We start from the raw sequence: 4,174 nt of genomic DNA on the forward strand, positions 1-4,174 counted from the left end.
GTCCAGGACGACCCCACGCAGCCCATCGCCACGTGTGGCGAGGACCGCACCACGAAGTACGTCCTCGGCCCGAGCGAGATCGACGGCAGCGAGATCGCCGACGCGACGAGCGGCTACCAGCCCGGGCCCAACGGCCAGCCGTCCTCCATCGTCGAGGTCGCTCTGTCGTTCAAGGACGCCGGCAAGGCGAAGTTCGCCGCCGTCACCAAGCGGCTCTACGGCCTCCAGTCCCAGCCGCCGCTCGACCAGTTCGCCGTCGTGCTCGACAAGGCCGTCATCACGGCCCCGCAGGCGCGCGCCGTGATCACCGACGGGCGGGCCTCGATCACCGGCTCGTTCACCATCGACTCCGCCAAGCAGCTCGCCGAGCAGCTGAAGTTCGGTGCGCTGCCGATCTCCTTCGCCCTGCAGACGCAGGACAACATCACGCCGCAGCTCGGTGAGGAGCAGCTCCGCATCGGCCTGCTCGCCGGCTTCATCGGCCTGTTGCTCGTCGTCGTCTACTCGCTGTTCCAGTACCGCGCCCTCGGGCTCGTCACCGTCGCGTCGCTCGTCGTCGCCTCGGTCATCACCTACCTCGCGGTCACGGTGCTCGGCACGACGCACGGCTTCCGTCTCACCATGGCCGGGGTCACCGGACTCATCGTGGCCATCGGTGTCACCGCCGACAGCTTCATCGTCTACTTCGAGCGCATCCGCGACGAGGTGCGGGACGGTCGCCCGCTCGTCGCCGCCGTCGAGACCGGCTGGCGGCGCGCGCGACGCACGATCATCGCGGCCGACGGCGTGAACTTCATCGCGGCCGTCGTGCTCTACCTCCTGGCCTCGAGCAACGTCCGCGGCTTCGCCTTCACGCTCGGGCTGACGACCCTCATCGACCTGCTCGTCGTCATGCTCTTCACGCACCCGATGGTGCAGCTGCTGGCCCGCACGGAGTTCTTCGGCAACGGTCACAAGTGGTCTGGTCTCGACCCGCAGCGCCTCGGCGCCCAGGAGTCGCTCCGCTACCGCGGTCGTGGCCAGTTCGGGGCACCCGGCGCCAAGCGCCCGCCCGCCACCGTGGGCTCGGCCCGCATCGCCGAGGGGAAGGCCCAGGCATGATCAACTTCGCCCAGGTCGGCAACGACCTCTACACCGGCAAGCGCTCGATCGACTTCATCAAGCGCCAGAAGACGTGGTACGCCCTCTCGGCCGTCCTCATCGCCCTCGCCCTCGTCGGCATCTTCGTCAAGGGCCTCAACTTCGGCATCGAGTTCAGCGGTGGCTCGGAGTTCCGCGTCCAGGGCGTCTCCAACAGCCAGGGCTACGAGGAGAAGGCGCAGTCCGCGATCTCCACCGCGGGCATCCAGGGCAACGTCATCTCGACGATCATCGGCCAGGACACCGTCCGGGTGCAGTCCGAGGCGGCCTCCGACCGCACCGACGAGGCCAGCGCAGCGCTCGCCCAGCAGTTCGGTGTCGACAAGGGCGCGGTCAGTGCCTCGCTCATCGGTCCGAGCTGGGGACAGTCGGTCAGCCAGCAGGCGATCCGAGGGCTCGTCGTCTTCCTCGTCCTTGTGACGATCGTCATGGCGCTGTACTTCCGCACGTGGAAGATGGCCGTCTCCGGCCTGGTGGCGCTCCTGCACGACCTCGTCATCACCGTCGGCATCTACGCGCTGTTCGGGTTCGAGATCACGCCGTCGTCGATGATCGGCTTCCTCACGATCCTCGGGTACTCGCTCTACGACACCGTCGTCGTCTTCGACAAGGTCCGCGAGAACACCGCGGAGGCCTTCCGCACCAAGCGCATGACGTACTCCGCCGCGGCCAACCTCGCGGTGAACCAGACCCTGGTCCGCTCGATCAACACGACCGTCGTCGCGCTCCTGCCGATCGCTGCCGTGCTCTTCGTCGGCTTCACCCTGCTCGGTCCCGGCACGCTGCTCGACCTGTCGCTCGCGCTGTTCATCGGCATCGCCGTGGGCGCCTACTCGTCGATCTTCATCGCCACGCCGCTGCTCGTCGACCTGCGTCGCAACGAGCCCGCGGTCCGTGAGCTCGACGCCTACGTCGCCCGTCACGGCGCCAAGCAGGGCGTCGCGGCTCCCCACGGCTCCCCGGAACCGGCCGTCGTCGGCGCCGACTCCACCGGTGCGGCCGAGGCGGCCTCGAGCTCAGCCACGGCCTCAGCCACGGCCTCAGCCACGGGCACGGCCGAGGGGACCCCGCGCCCGGTGCACAAGTACGCCCAGGCCGGGCCGCGCAACCAGCCCAGGCGCGCCCCGAAGTCGCGGCGCTGACGACGGGGTCCGCGTCAGCGGGTCCCGTCGGTGCGGCCGACCCCCGGCCGCTCGTTCCCACCACCACCAGGAGACGGCGTGAGCCAGATCAGTGACCTCGTCGCGAGCAAGCTGCGTGACATCCCGGACTTCCCCAAGCCCGGGGTCCTCTTCAAGGACTTCACCCCGCTCATCGGGGACGGGAAGGCCCTCGGCGAGCTCGTGCGCGACATCGCGGGGCGTTACGCCGGGCGGGTCGACGTCGTCGTCGGCATCGAGGCCCGCGGGTTCATCCTCGGTGCCGCGGTGGCCTACGAGCTGGGTCTGGGCATCGTGCCCGTGCGCAAGGCGGGCAAGCTCCCGGGGGAGACCCTCAAGGAGTCCTACGCCCTCGAGTACGGCACGGCCGAGATCGAGGTGCACACCGACGCCTTCGAGCCGGGACAGCGGGTCCTGGTCATCGACGACGTCCTCGCGACCGGTGGCACCGCCGAGGCCACCGCCCTGCTCGTCGAGCGCGCGGGCGCCGAGGTGGCCGCGATCGAGGTCGTCCTCGAGCTCGCCTTCCTCGAGGGACGCAAGCGTCTCGCGGACCGGCCCGTCAGCGCCATCCTCACGCTGTGATCCCGCACGGACGGCCTAGACTCACTTCATGAGCGAGGACGTCCGCAACGAGCTGTCCACCCCGTCGCGGGTGCGCGCCCGTTTCGCTCGCTTCGGGGCCACTCGGCCGGCCGGGAACCCCGTCCTCGAGCCGCTCATGACCGCGGTGCGCCAGAACCACCCGAAGGCCGACCTGTCGGTCATCGAGAGGGCGTATGCCGTCGCCGAGCACGCGCACGAGGGGCAGATGCGCAAGAGCGGCGACGCCTACATCACGCACCCGCTCGCGGTGACGACGATCCTCGCCGAGCTCGGCATGACACCCCCGACGCTGGCGGCGGCGCTGCTGCACGACACCGTCGAGGACACGGCATACAGCCTCGACGAGCTGCGGCGCGACTTCGGCGACGAGATCGCGATGCTCGTCGACGGCGTCACCAAGCTCGACAAGGTCACCTACGGCGAGGCCGCGCAGGCCGAGACCGTGCGCAAGATGGTCATCGCGATGGCCCGCGACATCCGCGTCCTCGTCATCAAGCTCRCCGACCGGCTGCACAACGCCCGCACGTGGCGCTACGTCAGCGCCGAGTCGGCCAAGCGCAAGGCCAACGAGACCCTCGAGATCTACGCGCCCCTCGCGCACCGCCTCGGCATGAACACCATCAAGTGGGAGCTCGAGGACCTCTCGTTCGCGACCCTCTACCCGAAGGTGTACGACGAGATCGTGCGCCTCGTCGCCGAGCGCGCCCCGGCCCGCGAGGAGTACCTCGCCGGCGTGCGCGGCCAAGTCACCGAGGACCTCACGGCCGCCAAGATCAAGGGGGTCGTGACRGGCCGACCCAAGCACTACTACTCCGTCTACCAGAAGATGATCGTGCGGGGCCGCGACTTCGAGGAGATCTACGACCTCGTCGCCGTCCGGGTGCTCGTCGACACGGTGCGCGACTGCTACGCGGCGCTCGGCGCCCTCCACTCGCGGTGGAACCCGGTCCCGGGCCGGTTCAAGGACTACATCGCGATGCCGAAGTTCAACATGTACCAGTCGCTGCACACGACGGTCATCGGTCCGCAGGGCAAGCCGGTCGAGATCCAGATCCGCACGCACACGATGCACCGGCGGGCCGAGTACGGCGTCGCGGCCCACTGGAAGTACAAGGACCAGTCCAACGGCGGCGGTCCCGCGCGGCCCGGCGAGATCACCCCGCAGAACGACATGGCGTGGCTGCGCCAGCTGCTCGACTGGCAGCGCGAGACCGAGGACCCGGGGGAGTTCCTCGACTCGCTGCGCTTCGAGATGGGCAGCAGCGAGG

4 protein-coding genes are annotated in these 4,174 nt (G+C 69.5%); all 4 read left to right on the top strand.

Annotated elements, in window-relative coordinates:
* A partial coding sequence (gene secD / locus AC1DP0_RS18920) for a protein translocase subunit SecD (protein ID WP_478087462.1) occupies positions 1 to 1,101 on the top strand: 1,101 nt, incomplete at its 5' end.
* A complete protein-coding gene (gene secF, locus AC1DP0_RS18925; protein WP_478087464.1) occupies positions 1,098 to 2,282 on the top strand; it encodes a protein translocase subunit SecF in 1,185 nt (394 codons plus the stop codon). The genes secD and secF, both read left to right, overlap by 4 nt.
* 78 nt (positions 2,283 to 2,360) lie before the next feature.
* Positions 2,361 to 2,885 carry an adenine phosphoribosyltransferase gene (locus AC1DP0_RS18930; protein ID WP_478087466.1) on the top strand — a complete coding sequence of 175 codons (525 nt, stop codon included), beginning with the start codon at positions 2,361 to 2,363 and terminating at the stop codon, positions 2,883 to 2,885.
* Between the two features lie 28 nt (positions 2,886 to 2,913).
* On the top strand, positions 2,914 to 4,174 hold a 1,261-nt coding region (locus tag AC1DP0_RS18935), incomplete at its 3' end, for a RelA/SpoT family protein (RefSeq protein ID WP_478087468.1).

It is taken from the genome of Terrabacter sp. P5_B1 (assembly GCF_056400505.1).

What these genes read in the sequence shown, in the direction of transcription:
- secF (WP_478087464.1), top strand. Translation starts at nt 1,098, where the DNA reads ATGATCAACTTCGCCCAGGTCGGCAACGACCTCTACACCGGCAAGCGC.